The following is a 16,824-nucleotide window of genomic DNA, read 5'->3' on the forward strand; positions in this document are numbered from 1 at the left end:
GCTTATCGTCCCTGATAATTCGGTTTACGTTTTTCAATAAAGGCCTGCATGCCTTCTTTTTGATCTTCGGATGAGAACAGCATCTGGAAAGACTTACGTTCCAGGGTAAGTCCGGCATTAAGCGGCACATCTTCAGCCAGTAAAGCCACTTCCTTGATTTGCTCTAGAGCAATTGGCGGCATTTTTGCCAGCCCTTCTGCCATCTTGATGGCAGTTGCAAGGGTTTCACTGTCTTCAGTCACTTGGGACACCAGGCCAATTTGATAGGCTTCCGGTGCAGGCACCAGACAACCGGTCATGATCATGCGCATGGCATGAAATTTGCCCACTGCACGGAATAAACGCTGGGTACCACCGGCACCCGGCATGACACCCACTTTCACTTCAGGCTGACCAAACTGGGCGCTTTTCCCGGCAATAATAATGTCTGCATGCATGGCCAGTTCACAGCCACCACCGAGCGCATAACCATTAACTGCTGCAATTACCGGTTTTGAGCACTGTGCTATTGCCTGCCAGTAACGTTCAGTGCGACGCTGCATCATTTGAATGGTTTCAGCATTGGCCAGTTCTTTTAGATCAGCTCCTGCTGCGAAATCTGTTTCACCACCGGTAAGAATAATGGCACGAATATTTTCTTCGTCATTCAATTGTAGAAAAGCCTCTGCAAGTTTCTGACGCACTTCTGTATTCAATGCATTTTTTGCTTCTGGTCGATGAATTTTAACCATCGCTACATGAGTTGAGATTTGTTCTATTTGAACGACCTGTTCCATTAAAAAACTCCATTTATTTTGTATAGCGAAATTTTATTTTATATAAAACTACGGTTTCTCAAGCTATAAATCAAGGATTTTTAACTCCATAATTCAAAAAAGTTATTTTTTACTAAAAATAGAGTAAAAACTCTTGTTCAATTGATCATTTTATGATTAATTAATTTCGTAATACGGAATTAAGTATTTTAAATGCAATCTGATTATTCATTTCAATGAATAATCGCCATAAGGCAGAACTTAAAATTAATTTACGAAATCAAATTTTCCAGTAATGAGATGATTTTGATTTAGCGTAAAGCGTGAAAAATCGAATGTAGCCTGATAAAAAATGCAGCGGCTATTGTGTGCAGAGCAAGTCTGTTAAATCAGGAAAACTATGTTTCCGTGAGGAAGAAAAATGGATTTAGCGGTAGCAGAGGAAATGCTACTTTTAATATATAGAGGATATAAGAATGACAAGCGATACCATCGTAACAGGAGACAATAAAACCGATGTCTCCTCCACGGATACCATTAAACAGGCGCCAAAACGTCTATGGATGACGGCTTTTGTCTTTGCTTTTCTGATTTTGCTCTGTGACGGTGCAGATATCGGGATTCTGGCTTTCAGTCTGACCAGTCTGAAAGCTGAATGGGGACTAACTTCTGTACAGGCCGGTGCCTTGGGAAGTTATTCTCTTTTAGGAATGGGGATAGGAGGTTTTATTGGTGGATGGGCATGCGACAAATTTGGACGTGTCCGCGTCATTGTACTGGCCACCATCGCCTTCTCGATCTTGTCGGCCTACTCAGGTTTTGCTCAGTCTTATACTGAATTTGCAATTTTACGTACTCTTTCTTGCTTGGGTTTAGGCTGTTTATATATTGCCTGTAATACCTTGATGTCTGAATATGTGCCAACCAAATACCGTACCACAGTGCTGGCAACATTGATGACCGGTTTTACTCTGGGTTCTCTGGTGATTACCATGCTTTCAGGCTGGATTATTCCTGAGTTCGGCTGGCGTATGCTGTACTGGATTACCATTGCACCTTTAGCACTCGGTATCCTCATGCACTTTATGGTGCCTGAACCAGAATCGTGGAAACGTGTTCGGGAAATGAAAAGAACTGGTCAGATTGTGGATAACGATACCAAAAAAGGTAATCCATACATCACCATTCTTAAAGATAAAACCCATGGCAAGATGTTTATCTTGTGGTCTTTCAGCTCCGGTTTCCTGTTATTTGGTTACTTCGGTGTAAGTAACTGGTTGCCAAGTTATCTTGAAGCTGAATTAGGCATTAAGTTTAAAGAAATGGCACTGTATATGGTGGGTACCTTCATCACCATGATTTTTGCCAAAATCATTGCAGGTTATGTTGCTGATAAAATTGGTCGCCGTATTGTGTTTGCTTTCGGCACCATGGGAACAGCGCTATTTATCCCTGTCGTGGTGTATATGCATAATGCCGATAACATTGGCGTACTGATGCTAATCTTCGGCTTCCTGTACGGTATTCCATATGCCATCAATGCAACCTATCTAACCGAAAGTTTCCCGACTGGTGTTCGTGGTACAGCGGTGGGCGGTGCATTCAATATTGGTCGTATCGGTGCAATCTTCGCGCCAATTACGATTGGTTATCTTGCGATGCATGGTTCGATCGGTACAGGTCTGTTGGTAATGGGTGCAGCATATTTCCTATGCGGTTTGATTCCTGCCCTGTTTATTAAAGACCGTTTATACGATCCGCAAAAAGCAGAATAAACCCTACTTCGGAAGGCAGGTCAAATCGCTGCCTTCCTCACTTCAAATATTTACAACACGTCAGTATAGAAAGGTCTCCTTTCATTCAGGATTAAAAATTTCTTTAGGGATTAAGAAATGAAAAAATTAGTTTTAGCGACATTATGTGGTATTGCTTCAGCACAGGCATTTTCAGCAGAAGCTTCTGAAGACCGTATGCAATTTCTTGAGTCACAGTTAAAGCAAATCCAGGCAGAACTAGAACAACAAAAAGCCGCGCAACTTGCATTAAAGAACCAGCAGGAACAAGCCAAAGCGCAAGACTCTAAAACGCTGAGTTCAATGGTAGATAATGTCGATGTTTATGGCTTGATCCGCTTTGATGGTGCAGTCGATTTCAAAAGTACTACTGAAGCCCGTGGCCGTACCATTAACCAGATTAATAAAGTACCTTTTACTGAACCGGATTCTGTACGTTCCGATTTTACTGCGGCTGCCAGCCGGATTGGTTTCCTGGCCAAAGATCTAGGAGGCAATCCGAATGTTTCTGCTCGTTTAGAAGCCGACTTCTGGACCAACAATGGTAAAGGCGATGGTGGATTACGTATCCGTCATGCACACTTAAAATACTATAACTGGACGTTTGGTCAGGCCTGGTCATTGATGTCAACACCAGAGATTAGCACTGAAGCTGTCGATTACAGCTTGTTCCTGGGTGGATCAGTCCTACGTACGCCTCAGGTGAGCTATGCTTTCAAACTTGATCCAGAAAATACCTGGAATGTCGGTCTGGAATATATGGCCGGTGGCGATCGTTCTTCTGCTTTGCCTGCATTAACCACTAAATATGTTCATCAATCAGGCCCTCTTCATTTATTAGCTCAAGGCTTTGTCAATCAAAAGCAGGCGCAAACAGATACAGGTGATATTGAAAAAGTCGGTTGGGGTGTAGGTCTTGGTGGACGTTACCGTTTTGATGATCAAAACTCGATCCAGGGGAACTATTTCCATATGGTCGGAGATCAGCGTATTGCCGCTTTCTTGACTCAAGGATCAACAACTGATGGCGCTGCCTGGGGTGGAGATTATTCGGTTGATACAGCCAATAATGAACTTTTACTGAATGAGTTTAACAGTTTAAATATCGGATTTACGCATAAATTTACGCCGAAACTACGGAGTAGTATTAATGCCAGCGTTGTTGATTTTGATGATTCCAGCGACTATGCACGCGCGAATCCTGAAACCAATAAACGTTTAACGGACTATGTGGCCAACGTGATCTACTCTCCTGTTCCAAAGATTAATCTCGGTGCAGAATATCATCATGGTAAGCGTGAAACCTTTGACAACAAGGAAGCAGATATTTCGCGTATCAACCTCTCTGCCAACTATAGTTTTTAAAGCCTCAGGAGACAAGGATGTCAGCCCAAGGGCAAATTTCACGCCGTTTCATGTTCATGATGGCAATGACCTGCGCACTCTGCGCAGGTTGTAACTATTTTAACCAGCCCTTGATTTATTCTATTGCAGAGGATCTGCAGATCAGTGTAGCTCAGTCTGGCTGGACTGTAGTACTAACCCAAATTGGCTATGCCACCGGGTTATTTTTGTTTGTCCCCTTGGGGGATTTGTTCGAAAAACGGCTGTATATCTGTATTTTAATGTTCTGTACCGGACTGGCGCTTATTGGGCTTTCAGCCAGTACCAATCTGCATATGTTATATGGCTTTACTCTGCTCGCCTCTTTTTGTTCGATCACCACCCAGATTCTGATTCCTTTTGCCGCCAGCCTGTCGCAACGTGATAAAAGTGCCGAAGTCGTTGGCCTGCTCATGAGTGGTGTTCTGGTTGGTATTCTATTTGCCCGTACCGTGGCCGGACTGATTTCTACTTTATGGTCCTGGCATGCAGTATACCTATTTAGTGGTTGTGCAATTCTTCTGCTAAGTCTGGCCATGTGGTTCCAGTTGCCGAGCGCCAAGAGCCAGTTGCAGATGAATATATTGCAAATTTATCGCTCACTATTTACCTTTGCCCGAACAGAACCCATGCTGATCCGGCGGAGTATGATCGGAGGTTTGGGCTTTGGCATGCTGAGTATTATCTTTACTACCATGACTTTTATTCTGGCTGAAGCACCTTATCATTTTAACGATTTCCAGATTGGCCTCATGGGCATTGTGGGAGTGGTCGGCATCTGTTCCTCTCAGTGGACCGGTAAAATGATTGGCAGGCATCGGGAAAAATGGATTGCGCACCTAGCCACATGTGGACTGATTCTGGCCTGGATTCCCTTATTCTTTGCCCAAAATTATTTATGGATTTATATCCTGGGCTTGATTCTGGCTTATTTCGGAATTTCCTGTTTGCATGTCCTGAACCAGAATCTGGTCTATCGAATTTCAATGCAGGCTCGCTCGCGGATTAATGCCATCTATATGACCTGTTATTTTTCAGGTGCTGGTCTGGGAGCATTTTTATCGCTGCATTTATGGAAAAGCTATGGCTGGTCTGCCTGTGTCATTTTAGGTTTTATTTTTGCCGTGTTGATCTTTGTGATTAACTATTATGATTTAAACCAAGAAAGAAATTTAGCCAATATTCAGCCTGAGCCTTAGATACTGTTAAAAACCTTTGGGGGTTAAAAAGCTTATTTTTTTATCCCGCTTTCTGTACCAAGTGCAAATTCTAAAGATGATACGCTCATAAAATAGGAAAATTCTTTAGACCTGTTTATCATTGTCTTTCTATCTGAAAAGCGGTTGAAAATATTGATATCTTAACTTTTTAGAGTTAATTCAATTTACTATTTTCCATTGCGAGATAAACAGGCTTCAATTCAGTTAAAGGCGCAGGTTTTGCATAAAAGAAGCCTTGTAGCAGATCACAACCCTGTTGATAGAGCAAACTGGCCTGACTTAAAGTTTCGACCCCTTCCGCGACAACTTCCAAATCCAGCTGATGTGCCAAGTGAATAATCGATTGCACAATTGCAGCATCCTGACCATCGAGGGTCAGTTCTTCAATAAAACTACGGTCTAACTTGATTTGATTAATCGGCAAGCGACGCAGATAACTGAGACTCGAATAACCTGTACCAAAATCATCAATGGCAACCTGTACACCTAAAGCACGTACTGCTTTCAAAATTTCTATCGTTCGATCTGCACCATTAATGATGACACCTTCCGTAATTTCAATTTTAAGTAATTCCGGCGGTAATTGACTGAGTTCAAGCGCATGTTCAAGTACCTGCAAAAAGCCTGCTCTACGGAATTGCAAAGGAGAAATATTCACCGATACTGTGATCTGGCTATTGTGCGTCTTGTTCCACTCCGCAATATCTAAACAGGCCTTTTCCAATACCCATTGACCTACGCTAATAATTTGCCCGGTTCTTTCTGCAAGTGGAATAAAAATCGCTGGGGAAATATAACCCTGCTGTGGATGGCACCAACGGATTAAAGCTTCTACACCTGTTACCAGTCCAGTTTCAGGATGAATCAACGGCTGATAGAACAGGTCAAAATTTTCCTGATTGATCGCTTCCATGAGTTCCAGACGCAGATTAGTATAGTCTATTTCTGCGACAGGCTGCATTCTGGTTTTTTCATACCACTGCCACATATTACGACCTTGTCTTTTGGCTTCCTGCATCGCCAAAACAGACTGATAAATCAATTCAGAAGAATGATGAATCGAACTGTCATCTGCCACGATACCAATACTGGCACTTAAATGTATTTTGTACTGATCGACGATAAACAGCATGGAAAGAAGATCAAGAATTTCTCCAGCAATCACCTCGACTTCAGTGTGCTCATCTGTCCCTGAGAGCAGCAAAATGAATTCATCTTCAGCGAAGCGGCATAGCACATTATTGCCTTGAACAAATTTTTGCAGCCGCTCGCCCACACTTTTGAGAATCTGGTCACCCACCAGATGACCTAAGCTGTCATTTATATTTTTAAAATCATCCAGATCTAAATACAGCAAGACTAAAGGTTGTGAGCTCTCGTGCTGTGCTTCAAAAATATTTTCCAGAATCTGTTTGAATGCATGCTGGTTCGGTAAACCGGTTAAATGATCATGAGTATGCTGATGCTGAATATATTCTTCGTGAATACGTTGCTGAGTAATATCTTCCTGAATCCCCAAAAAATGGGTGCAGGTTCCTGTCTGGTCAAAAATAGGACCTAGGGTTAAACGATTCCAGAACCAGCTGCCATCTTTACAGTAACTTTTTATAGTTACCTGAATTTCTTTTTGTTCTTTAACTGCTTGCTTGAGTAATGCAATCTGATCCGGATCAGTATCTGGACCCTGTAAGAAAAAGCAGCTTTGCCCTAGTACTTCTGCTGCCGTATAACCGGTGAGCTTTAGAAAAGCTGGATTCACATACACCATTAGCCTTTCTTCAGAGACATCGGTAATAAAAAGACTATTCGGACTAGCCTCTACCCCACGTTTTAATAATCGTAGAGACTCCTTGTTTTCACGCGATACAGTAATATCTCGGGCAATGCCAATAATACCGGTGACTTTCTGATTTTGAATAATCGGTAAATTGGTCAGATCCAGCCATAAGATATCGCCTGCAACATTATAAATTGGAAGTTCATAATGTTGAGATTTACCTTGCGCTGCTTCTGAAAATGAAACATTCGCAAGTTCATGGAATTCGGGCGGTATGAAGGCACAATAGTGCTGACCATGAATTTGCGCTTTAGAAAAACCTGTAATTTCTTCGCAAGCAATATTGGTATTAAGCACATGTCCCTGCAGGTCAAGTTCAAAAATAATATCTGGATGATAGGTATAAAATGAGCTGTATTTTTCATTAAGCTCATGTCTTTTTTGACGTTCCTGATCAAGCTCGATTGCGAGGGCAACTAATTTTGCCGCTTGCTGTAAAAGCTGAATATGAGGTTCAGTCGGTATTTTGGGTGTTCGATAATAGGTGGCAAACGTTCCGTATAGAATATCTGAAGCATTAATAATCGGCATAGACCAGCAGCTAGACAATTTTTCTGCGTTTACCAAAGCACGGTAAGGCTGCCAGTTTGGGTCTTTCATTAAATTCGGACTAATGACCAACTGACGTAAGAAAGCAGCTACGCCACACGATCCTTGATTTGGCCCAATTTTCAAATCTTGAATAGCATTACAGTACTCTTTTGAAAAGTGCTGTTTGCCACTTATAACATTTAAAGTTTGGGTGTCATCCTGATAGAGCATAATGGTGACAAGCGCATCTGGAATGCGCGATTCAAGCCACTGGCTAATGACATCGAGGATAGGCTTAAGTTCAGTATGGCGACCAATCAGATTAAAAATATGAAAAATTTCTTGATCATCACAATTATTATTCATTCAGACTATCACCTTCCTTAGCTTGTTAACATTTTAGACTTATTATTAAAATAATCATTAGCAAAAGTTTGTATTTATATCTTTAAAATACGGAAATATGGTCAATATTACGTGTATTTGATAATAATTCTAAAATTTAAAAATCACAGCCGAAGCTGTGATCTAAAACTATACTTTTACTTAATCAGAATATTGCGGACTTATTTTTAGGCTGCTTGTTGACGACTGTCCACTAATTTACAGCCTGTCTGCTGTTGTAATTCTTCAAAGCTTAAGCCATCCACTATTTCAATAACCTGAGCTTGTCGGTCTTTTAATTCAATCACACACAAATCAGTATAAATACGGTTGACACAATGTTTACCTGTTAGAGGATAAGTCAGTTCTTCAACAATTTTTGCCTCACCGTTTTTGGTCACATGTTCCATGCAAACATAGACACAGCGAGCACCCACTGCCAGATCCATCGCACCGCCTACAGCAGGTACAGCATCAGCATTACCGGTATGCCAGTTCGCCAGATCACCATTAATAGCGACCTGAAAAGCCCCCATGATACAGATATCCAGATGCCCGCCTCGCATGATATCGAAAGAGTCGGCAGAATTCATAAAACTGCCACCTTGCAACATGCTTACGAGTTCTTTACCGGCGTTAATCAGGTCATCATCTGCCTGTTCGGGATCACTCAATGCAGCAAAACCTAAAACGCCATTTTCCGAGTGCAGAATTACTCCTTGTTCAGGTTTTAAATAACCAGCTACGCGTGTCGGCAAACCAATACCCAAATTTACAAAAGAGCCAGTTGGAATGTCTTGTGCAACTTTGGCCACAATCTGTTCACGTGTACGTTTTTGAATATTCATTATTTAATATCTCCAACTTTGACCACATGCTGTACAAAAATCCCTGGCGTTACAATGATCTCTGGATCAAGCTCCCCCAGTTCCACAACTTGATGGACTTGTGCAATGGTGGTTTTTGCTGCTTTGGCCATGATTGGACCAAAATTCCGTGCTGCCTTACGGTAGGTTAAGTTGCCCCAACGGTCTGCCTGATTGGCATACACCAAGGCATAATCTGCATGAATCGGATATTCCAGCACATAATCTTTTCCATTGATATTACGGGTTTCTTTACCCTCAGCTATTTTGGTACCAAAACCGGTTGGAGTAAAAACAGCCCCTAAGCCAGCACCGGCTGCCTGAATACGACAGGCCAGATTACCCTGTGGCACCAGTTCCAGCTCAACTTTTCCGGCTTTATACAGGTCTTCAAATACGGTTGAGTTATTGGCCCGTGGAAATGAACAGATCATTTTTTTAACCAGTCCAGACAACAGCAGATTGGTTAGACCACGATCTCCAGAAGCTGCATTGTTGTTAATAATGGTTAAGTCTCTAGGACCAAAGTCAATTAATGCTTCGATTAATTCTACCGGCTGACCTGCCAGGCCAAAACCACTGGTCATAATGTGTGCACCATCAGGAATTTGCTTAAGTACCGTCTCGATATCCTGCGTGATTTTATTCATCATATTGCTTCCTAGCATGTTCTATCTATATTACGAGTGCAGATTAATCTGCCTTTTGTGGATCAAATAAGCGGTCTTTAATAAAGAAAGCGGGTATCAGGCCGCAAAGAAAATAGGCAATGCCCATAATCAGTAAGCCGGTACCAATTGAGCCTCCTTGAGCAAAATAGCCAATGGTAAGAGGTGCAAACACCGCACCCAGTCGGCCTACGTTATATGCCCCACCCACTGCTGTTCCACGCACTTTGGTGGAGAAGCTTTCTGTCATGTAAGTCGCATTAATACCGTATGGAATACCATAGAGAAAACCGAAAAATAACATCAGCCAGAGGATATTATCCGGCGTATTACCAAAGACAATCACAGGGATAAAAATTGCAGTACCCATAGTGCCGAAAGCAAATACCGCACGACGGCCAATCCGGTCAGCGATAAAACCAGCAATAACTTTGGTACACATCATGATCAGGAAAGTCCCGATCATATATATGGTCATTTCTTTAAACTTGATTCCCAGATCAGTCTCTAAATACGCCGGTAGCCAGTTGCTGACTCCATAATAGCCAAACTGTAAAAATGCGGTACTGAAGGACCAGAGGATAAACATGCGACGGCTAAGTGCATCTTCAAAAATCATTTTAAAAGTATTTTTTGGTTTTTCCTGCAGAATACCACTGGCTTTTGCATCCAGGCGTGCTTTACGCGCATCTAACCAGGCTTTCGGCTCAGGCACCAAGAAGTACATCGCGAAGGCCAGTACAATTGGAATAATGGCAATATAATAGAGGTATCGCCAGCCAAATTCAGGCAATAGCCATCCAGCCAGAACAGTTGCGACCACCGAGCCTAAAGTCCAGCCAGTCATAAGCGTTGCCAATACTGTAGAGCGATATTTGGTGGGTACATACTCTGCCATGAGTGTGTTACAGGCAATATATAGAGCACCTAGTCCAATCGCAGACGTAAAGCGCAGCCATTTGAACTGATCATAACTTTCTACGAATCCTAACCAGAAGGTTAATGAAGAAAATAATGCAATGGCAATGACGATCACACGAACCCGGCCAAAACGGTCACAAGCCCAGCCACCAAAAAAACCGCCGATAGCCATGCCTGCAAGCGTCCAGCTCCCTAAGGCACCGGCCTGCATATTACTTAATGAAAACTCTTGTTTCAGACTGGTCAGACTGTAGGCTAATAACGCAATATCAGCACCATCAACCAATAATGCTAAAAATGAGAAAATAAAGGCCAGAATCCAGACTCTTTGCTTGGGTTCGTTTCCACCTTCCACTGGGTGTTGTTGTGAACTGATCGTATCCATAATGCTCTTTCTACTTTTCGGCACTCCTGTGCCTTTTTAAAACGCATATTTCACTTAATTATTTAGGTGAAATATAGAATATTCGCTGATCATTACCACGCTTTAGCAAGGTGGTATAAAATGATTTTCAAAGTTCTTGATAAATTTTCTCTGCAGAAATCACGTAGCAATACATTGAATGATGTGATTAAGCACAATTCTTAAACCCGTAAAACAATCTAGCCAGCAATGCTGGCTAGAAGTTGATGTCAGGTTTAGTTGCAAAAGGCTGCAATTCCGGTTTGTGCACGACCTAAAATCAGGGCATGTACATCATGGGTACCTTCATAGGTATTTACCACTTCCAGATTAACCAGATGACGGGCTACACCGAATTCATCGCTAATGCCATTTCCACCCATCATGTCACGGGCCAAACGGGCAATATCCAGCGCCTTGCCGCAGTTATTACGCTTAATTAAAGACGTACCTTCAACTGACGCAATGCCCTCATCTTTCATGCGGCCAAAACGTAAAGCCACCTGCAAACCGAGTGCAATTTCAGTTTGCATATCTGCCAGTTTCTTCTGGATCAGCTGATTCGCAGCGAGTGGTCGACCAAACTGTTTACGGTCCATGGTGTATTGATGTGCGGTATGCCAGCAGAACTCTGCAGCTCCCATGGCACCCCAGGCAATCCCGTAACGTGCACTATTCAAGCAGGTAAAAGGCCCTTTTAAACCGCGAACTTCCGGAAATGCATTTTCTTCTGGAACAAAGACGTTATCCATTACAATTTCACCGGTGATTGAGGCACGTAGACCCACCTTGCCGTGAATCGTTGGAGCAGAAAGCCCTTCCCAGCCTTTTTCTAAAATAAAGCCACGAATGTCACCGACATTGCCTTCAGCAGATACCTCTTTGGCCCAAACTACAAATACATCGGCAATCGGGCTGTTGGTAATCCACATTTTTGCGCCTGTTAAACGGTAACCACCCTCGACTTTTTTGGCACGGCTAATCATGCTGCCAGGATCTGATCCATGATCTGGCTCGGTCAAGCCAAAGCAACCAATATATTCACCGGTTGCTAATTTTGGTAAATACTTCTGCTTTTGCTCTTCAGAACCAAATTCATTAATGGGCACCATCACCAGAGAGCTTTGTACGCTGGCCATTGAGCGATAACCTGAATCAACACGTTCAACTTCACGGGCAATCAGACCATAACTGACATAATTTAAACCTGCACCACCGTACTGTTCCGGAATGGTTGGGCCAAGCAAGCCGAGTTCACCCATTTCACGGAAAATAGCGGGATCGGTTTTTTCATGACGGAACTGTTCCAGTACACGCGGCATCAGTTTGTCTTGACAGTACGCTGCCGCCGCATCGCGGATCATGCGTTCTTCTGACGTCAATTGCTGTTCGATTAAAAACGGGTCTTGCCAATCAAATCTAATTTTTGTCGTCATTTTAATATTTCCTTATTTTAAAATTATGAGATTAGGCGGTTGCTTGTTTAATCATTTCACGCGCAATAATAATTTGCTGGATTTGTGTGGTTCCTTCATATAAACGGAACAGACGCACATCACGGTAGAAACGTTCAATTGAATATTCACTGATATAACCCGCTCCACCATGAATCTGCAAACAGCGATCAGCAACTCGACCACACATTTCAGTTGCAAACATTTTGGCACAAGAGGCTTCAGTCGTAACATTTTGGCCAGCATCACGTAGACGCGCAGCATCCAGCACCATACATTTGGCTGCATAAATCTCGGCTTTGGAGTCTGCCAACATACCTTGGATTAGCTGGAAATTCGCAATGGGCTGGCCAAACTGTTTGCGTTCCACTGCATAGTTAAGTGCATCTTCCAGCATACGCTCTGCCATGCCGACGCTATAACCAGCAATGTGCAGACGGCCCTTATCCAGAACGCGCATTGCTGTTTTAAAGCCGATCCCTTCTACACCGCCAATCAGCTGATCTTTATGCACTTTACAGTTATCAAAAATTACATCACAGGTATAGGAACCATGTTGGCCCATTTTCTTGTCAATTTTACCCAGGCTTAAACCAGGTGTACCTGCTTCAACTAGAAATGCTGAAATACCGCTCGCACCTTTAATCTCTTGATTGGTACGTGCCATCACGGTAAATGTCGTGGCACGTGGTGCATTGGTAATGAAGCGTTTAGTTCCTTTTAAAATATAATAATCGCCGTCTTTGACAGCGCTGGTTTTTAAAGCAGCAGCGTCTGAGCCGGAATCTGGTTCAGTCAAACAGAATGACCCGATAATTTCGCCCGTTGCATAACGCGGTAAATATTTCTGTTTTTGCTCTTCTGTACCGTCGATAATGATGCCGCTTGAGCCAATGCCGTTGTTAGTACCAATTAAAGAGCGGAATGCAGCTGATGTATGACCTAACTCCATCGCGACCAGAATTTCTTCTTCCATGGTAATGCCTAAACCACCATATTCTTCTGGAATCGTCAGGCCAAACAAGCCCAGCTCTTTCATCTGTTCCACAATATGTTCAGGAATGGCGTTGTTCTCTTCTACTTCATGCTCAAGAGGCACCAGTTCATTTTTTACAAAATCGCGAATCGTTGACAGAAGTTGGTCTAGCATTTCCGGATCACGAATCATATGAATCTCCATGGATATAATTTAGGTAAATTCCTTTACCCTTATTTTTGTTTCGTATTACGAAATAAATAATCATATAAAATCATTTTGAGCAAGTGAAATTATTAAAAATTTTATATTTTAACTAAAAAATGAAATTTTTCTGGTATTCCAGTTGATTTGTGTTTAATATTTAATTTCACGATACGAAATATTTTGATGAGTGATTATTCTATTTATCAGTTTTTTTGAATAGATAATTAAACCTTTTTTCTTGCTGTAATATTTATCGATCACTGACTCTTTCGGAGAAATCGAAACTTTTTAAATGTATTGGCTACGTGTTAAACCTAAAAAACTAGATGATTTTATATTGTCTTCAAAGTTGGGTAACAGGATTCTTTTCGACCACAAATAATTTCGGCACTTTTTCCTATATTTTATCTTTTGTAGAAGTGTTTTATTTTGTATCGTGAAATTATGTTGCTATCATATTCATTAATTTAACTTTAATTGCCCTGACCATGACAAAAAATAAAACTGGTGAAATTCCCAACTTTGATGAAATCCGTTTAGATCCGATTTCACATATTCATAGAGAAAATAATCCTCAATTTATTGCGTCTATTGCGCGTGGATTGGAAATCTTACGTTGCTTTTCAGCGACCAATCAATTGCTTGGCAATCAGGAAATTGCACAATTAACCAACTTACCCAAGCCAACTGTGGCCCGTATTACCAGCACCCTGGTTTCTTTAGGTTATTTAAAACAACTACCGAATACCACGAAATATCTGTTGGATGTTGGCGTATTGGCTTTGGGTTATGCAGCTTTGAGTAATATTTCTGCGCGGACTCAGGCTTATCCGTTTATGGAAGAAATGTCCCGTTATTCCCAAGCCCCTGTGGCAATGGCTACCCGTGACCGTTTGAGCATGATTTATCTGGAAGTGGTACATACAGAATCGACGCTAACCATGCGCCGCCCTGTCGGTTCGACTTTACCGATTCATAGCAGTGCCATGGGACGGGCCTGTCTGGCAGCGATGGATGTGAAGGAACGCGAATATTTATTTGATGCCATCAAGAAAAGAAACGAAGATCAGTGGCCAACCATCAAGCGTAATCTGGAACGTGCAATCCGTGATTATCAGGATTATGGCTACTGTCTGTCTTTAGGTGACTGGGCTAAGGATGTGAATTCCGTGGCAGTTCCGTTGGTTCACCCCAAACATGGGATATTAACGTTTAACTGTGGTGCCCCAAGTTATCTGTTAAATCAGGAAAAACTGGAAAATGAAATTGGACCGCGTCTGATTCACATGGTGAATAATATTGCAATGAATCTCAATAACATATAAAAAATTAATTATCAGAGCGACATTAAGTCGCTCTTTTATTGAATACCCAATCTACACATCTTCTTCCTTTATCCAGAATTCTCAGCAAACCTTTTTAATGCTGCGAAATAGATAAGATTTAAAAAAGATAAATTCCTATTCCAAATAAAAAGATCAAAAATAAGCTTCATAACCGATTTAGATAATGCTATAAATATCGTATAGCGAAATTGGATTTTATATTATGGAAGATATAACAAGAGAATCGATGGAGTTTGACGTCGTCATCGTAGGCGCAGGCCCTGCGGGTCTTTCTGCTGCGATCAAAATTCGTCAACTTGCAATTGAAAACAACTTAAACGATCTGTCCGTTTGTGTCGTAGAAAAAGGCTCCGAAGTCGGTGCACATATTCTGTCTGGTGCTGTGCTTGAACCGCGTGCCATGAACGAGCTGTTCCCAGACTGGAAAGAACAGGGTGCCCCGCTGAATGTTCCGGTGACTGAAGATAAAACCTTCTTCCTGCTGTCAGATGAAAAATCACAGGAAGCACCACACTGGATGGTGCCTAAAACCATGCACAATGATGGCAACTATGTCATCTCGCTCGGCAACGTGGTGCGCTGGTTAGGCCAGAAAGCCGAAGAGCTGGAAGTGTCGATCTTCCCGGGCTTTGCCGCGTCTGAAATTCTGTATCATGCCGATGGTACAGTCAAAGGCATCCAAACCGGTGATATGGGTATTGGTAAAGATGGCGAACCAACGCATAACTTTACCCCGGGTTATGAACTGCATGCCAAATACACAATTTTCGCTGAAGGCTGTCGTGGTCACTTAGGTAAACGTCTGATCCAGAAGTTCAACCTGGACAAGGACGCTGATCCGCAACACTACGGTATCGGCATTAAAGAGCTTTGGGAAATCGATCCTGCCAAGCATAAACCGGGTCTGGTGATGCACGGTGCCGGCTGGCCACTAAATGAAACTGGTTCTTCAGGTGGCTGGTGGTTATACCATGCTGAGAATAACCAGGTGACTCTGGGCATGATCGTAGATCTGTCTTACACCAACCCGCATATGTATCCCTTCATGGAAATGCAGCGCTGGAAAACCCATCCATTGATCAAGCAGTATCTGGAAGGTGGTAAGCGTATTTCTTATGGTGCGCGTGCTGTGACCAAAGGTGGTTTTAACTCATTACCAAAATTCACCTTCCCGGGTGGTTCTTTGATTGGTGATGATGCCGGCTTCCTGAACTTTGCCAAGATCAAGGGCTCACATACTGCGATGAAATCCGGCATGCTCTGCGGTGAAGCGGTATTTGAGGCGATTGCGGCCGGTGTAGAAAAAGGCGGTGATCTGGCGGTGGCACGTGTGGCTGAAGGTGAAGATTTCTTCGTGAAAGAACTGACCGCGTATACCGACAAGTTCAACAACAGCTGGCTGAAAGAAGAGCTATATAACTCGCGTAACTTTGGCCCGGCAATGCACAAGTTCGGTCAATGGATCGGTGGCGCATTCAACTTTATCGACCAGAACGTATTTAAAGTGCCTTTTACCTTGCATGATCTGGTTCAGGACCATGCTGCGCTAAAAACCCAGGCAGCTGAAAGCTTCAAGCCGACCTATCCAAAACCGGATGGCAAGCTGACCTTTGACCGTCTGTCTTCAGTGTTTGTCTCGAATACGGTCCATGAAGAGAACCAGCCAGCGCACTTGAAACTGACCGATGCTTCGATTCCGGTGGAAGTCAACCTGCCGACATGGGATGAGCCTGCACAGCGTTACTGCCCGGCGGGGGTCTATGAAATTATGGAAAATAATGACGGTTCGAAACGTTTCCAGATCAATGCAGCCAACTGTGTACACTGCAAGACCTGTGACATCAAGGATCCGTCCCAGAACATCACCTGGGTGACACCGGAAGGTGGTGGTGGTCCGAATTACCCGAATATGTAAGGTAATTCCTGTGAATGAGAAAAATACATCTATTTCTCACATTCATATACCCACTCTTGAAGCAGTTAGTATTAACACTTCACTTTAATTTTTTAGGTAATCCCAGCTCCCTCGGGAGCTGGAATTAATAAGTTAGAATAGAAATAATAGAAAAGATTTTATAGC

12 protein-coding genes are annotated in these 16,824 nt (G+C 42.6%); 5 read left to right on the forward strand and 7 right to left on the reverse strand.

Annotated features, from left to right (window positions below):
* Window positions 1-2: 2 nt before the first annotated feature.
* On the reverse strand, window positions 3-776 hold the full coding sequence (locus tag ACP7AK_RS02610; RefSeq protein WP_425878417.1) for an enoyl-CoA hydratase: 774 nt from the start codon (window positions 774-776) through the stop codon (window positions 3-5).
* A gap of 455 nt (window positions 777-1,231) precedes the next feature.
* On the opposite strand from ACP7AK_RS02610, the gene ACP7AK_RS02615 reads away from it, so the two are divergent.
* From ACP7AK_RS02615 to ACP7AK_RS02625, 3 genes are all read left to right on the forward strand, one after another.
* On the forward strand, window positions 1,232-2,530 hold the full coding sequence (locus ACP7AK_RS02615) for an MFS transporter (RefSeq protein ID WP_425878419.1): 1,299 nt from the start codon (window positions 1,232-1,234) through the stop codon (window positions 2,528-2,530).
* A gap of 117 nt (window positions 2,531-2,647) precedes the next feature.
* On the forward strand, window positions 2,648-3,913 hold the full coding sequence (locus tag ACP7AK_RS02620; protein ID WP_191112371.1) for a DcaP family trimeric outer membrane transporter: 1,266 nt from the start codon (window positions 2,648-2,650) through the stop codon (window positions 3,911-3,913).
* A 17-nt stretch (window positions 3,914-3,930) separates the two neighbouring features.
* Window positions 3,931-5,130, forward strand: a complete 1,200-nt coding sequence (locus ACP7AK_RS02625; protein ID WP_425878421.1) for an MFS transporter — start codon at window positions 3,931-3,933, stop codon at window positions 5,128-5,130.
* A gap of 175 nt (window positions 5,131-5,305) precedes the next feature.
* Here ACP7AK_RS02625 and ACP7AK_RS02630 read toward each other — a convergent pair whose 3' ends face one another.
* The 6 genes from ACP7AK_RS02630 to ACP7AK_RS02655 all read right to left on the reverse strand — a co-directional run bounded on the left by ACP7AK_RS02630 (window position 5,306) and on the right by ACP7AK_RS02655 (window position 13,383).
* Window positions 5,306-7,885, reverse strand: coding sequence for a bifunctional diguanylate cyclase/phosphodiesterase (locus tag ACP7AK_RS02630; protein ID WP_425878422.1), 2,580 nt, complete (start codon window positions 7,883-7,885; stop codon window positions 5,306-5,308).
* A gap of 206 nt (window positions 7,886-8,091) precedes the next feature.
* On the reverse strand, window positions 8,092-8,751 hold the full coding sequence (locus tag ACP7AK_RS02635) for a 3-oxoacid CoA-transferase subunit B (RefSeq protein WP_005100324.1): 660 nt from the start codon (window positions 8,749-8,751) through the stop codon (window positions 8,092-8,094).
* The gene (locus ACP7AK_RS02640; RefSeq protein ID WP_005100322.1) at window positions 8,751-9,422 is read right to left on the reverse strand and encodes a 3-oxoacid CoA-transferase subunit A; all 672 of its coding nucleotides are present in this window, start codon (window positions 9,420-9,422) and stop codon (window positions 8,751-8,753) included. Before ACP7AK_RS02640 ends, ACP7AK_RS02635 begins: the two co-directional genes overlap by 1 nt.
* A 40-nt stretch (window positions 9,423-9,462) precedes the next feature.
* Window positions 9,463-10,743: an MFS transporter gene (locus ACP7AK_RS02645; RefSeq protein ID WP_425878425.1), complete on the reverse strand. Its 1,281-nt coding sequence runs from the start codon at window positions 10,741-10,743 to the stop codon at window positions 9,463-9,465.
* A gap of 254 nt (window positions 10,744-10,997) precedes the next feature.
* The gene (locus ACP7AK_RS02650) at window positions 10,998-12,197 is read right to left on the reverse strand and encodes an acyl-CoA dehydrogenase (protein ID WP_425878427.1); all 1,200 of its coding nucleotides are present in this window, start codon (window positions 12,195-12,197) and stop codon (window positions 10,998-11,000) included.
* Window positions 12,198-12,228: 31 nt separating this feature from the next.
* Window positions 12,229-13,383 (reverse strand): acyl-CoA dehydrogenase family protein, encoded by a 1,155-nt coding sequence (locus ACP7AK_RS02655; protein ID WP_425878429.1) that lies wholly within the window; start codon window positions 13,381-13,383, stop codon window positions 12,229-12,231.
* A 503-nt stretch (window positions 13,384-13,886) separates the two neighbouring features.
* Between ACP7AK_RS02655 and ACP7AK_RS02660 the strand changes: the two genes are divergently transcribed.
* A complete protein-coding gene (locus ACP7AK_RS02660) occupies window positions 13,887-14,723 on the forward strand; it encodes an IclR family transcriptional regulator (RefSeq protein WP_004280319.1) in 837 nt (278 codons plus the stop codon).
* 223 nt (window positions 14,724-14,946) lie between these two features.
* Window positions 14,947-16,659, forward strand: coding sequence for a 4Fe-4S dicluster domain-containing protein (locus ACP7AK_RS02665; protein ID WP_425878431.1), 1,713 nt, complete (start codon window positions 14,947-14,949; stop codon window positions 16,657-16,659).
* Window positions 16,660-16,824: the final 165 nt, after the last annotated feature.

The sequence above is a fragment of the Acinetobacter sp. TWP2-2-3 genome (assembly GCF_049896445.1).
Classification (GTDB): domain Bacteria; phylum Pseudomonadota; class Gammaproteobacteria; order Pseudomonadales; family Moraxellaceae; genus Acinetobacter.

Bases quoted from the DNA above. Each gene is read 5' to 3' on its own strand.
- ACP7AK_RS02610 (WP_425878417.1), bottom strand. From the start codon at position 776: ATGGAACAGGTCGTTCAAATAGAACAAATCTCAACTCATGTAGCGATG.
- ACP7AK_RS02615 (WP_425878419.1), top strand. From the start codon at position 1,232: ATGACAAGCGATACCATCGTAACAGGAGACAATAAAACCGATGTCTCC.
- ACP7AK_RS02620 (WP_191112371.1), top strand. From the start codon at position 2,648: ATGAAAAAATTAGTTTTAGCGACATTATGTGGTATTGCTTCAGCACAG.
- ACP7AK_RS02625 (WP_425878421.1), top strand. From the start codon at position 3,931: ATGTCAGCCCAAGGGCAAATTTCACGCCGTTTCATGTTCATGATGGCA.
- ACP7AK_RS02630 (WP_425878422.1), bottom strand. From the start codon at position 7,885: ATGAATAATAATTGTGATGATCAAGAAATTTTTCATATTTTTAATCTG.
- ACP7AK_RS02635 (WP_005100324.1), bottom strand. From the start codon at position 8,751: ATGAATATTCAAAAACGTACACGTGAACAGATTGTGGCCAAAGTTGCA.
- ACP7AK_RS02640 (WP_005100322.1), bottom strand. From the start codon at position 9,422: ATGATGAATAAAATCACGCAGGATATCGAGACGGTACTTAAGCAAATT.
- ACP7AK_RS02645 (WP_425878425.1), bottom strand. From the start codon at position 10,743: ATGGATACGATCAGTTCACAACAACACCCAGTGGAAGGTGGAAACGAA.
- ACP7AK_RS02650 (WP_425878427.1), bottom strand. From the start codon at position 12,197: ATGACGACAAAAATTAGATTTGATTGGCAAGACCCGTTTTTAATCGAA.
- ACP7AK_RS02655 (WP_425878429.1), bottom strand. From the start codon at position 13,383: ATGATTCGTGATCCGGAAATGCTAGACCAACTTCTGTCAACGATTCGC.
- ACP7AK_RS02660 (WP_004280319.1), top strand. From the start codon at position 13,887: ATGACAAAAAATAAAACTGGTGAAATTCCCAACTTTGATGAAATCCGT.
- ACP7AK_RS02665 (WP_425878431.1), top strand. From the start codon at position 14,947: ATGGAAGATATAACAAGAGAATCGATGGAGTTTGACGTCGTCATCGTA.